Origin of the sequence: Pseudomonas parasichuanensis, from assembly GCF_021601385.1 — a bacterium.
GTDB lineage: Bacteria > Pseudomonadota > Gammaproteobacteria > Pseudomonadales > Pseudomonadaceae > Aquipseudomonas > Aquipseudomonas parasichuanensis.
In genome coordinates this window covers 1-256 of sequence record NZ_BQHO01000104.1, presented here as the reverse complement: position 1 = coordinate 256, position 256 = coordinate 1, and the positions used below count along the sequence as shown (strand labels likewise).

Annotated in this window: 1 pseudogene; it reads left to right on the top strand. The window is 59.4% G+C overall.

The features are described 5' to 3' along the window. Positions 1 to 224, top strand: a pseudogene (locus tag L6D77_RS27140) (IS110 family transposase); the annotation flags it as partial. Positions 225 to 256 lie beyond the last annotated feature (32 nt).

Genomic DNA, 256 nt, shown 5'->3' with positions numbered 1-256 from the left:
GGGATGGCAATCAGCGACGACTGCTGATCCAGTGCGCTCGGGTCTATCTGATGGGGCTGGAGCGAAAAACCGGTAAGTTGGCGAACTGGGTGCGTGGCTTGCTGTGCGCTCACCACCCCAACCTGGTGGTATGCGCTATCGCCAACAAACTGGCCCGCATTGCCTGGGCCATCACCGCACATCACTGCGAATTTGATGCAGGGGCAAGCGCGATGAACGCTTGACCCTGCGGACACACGAGTTGTAACCACCTGGT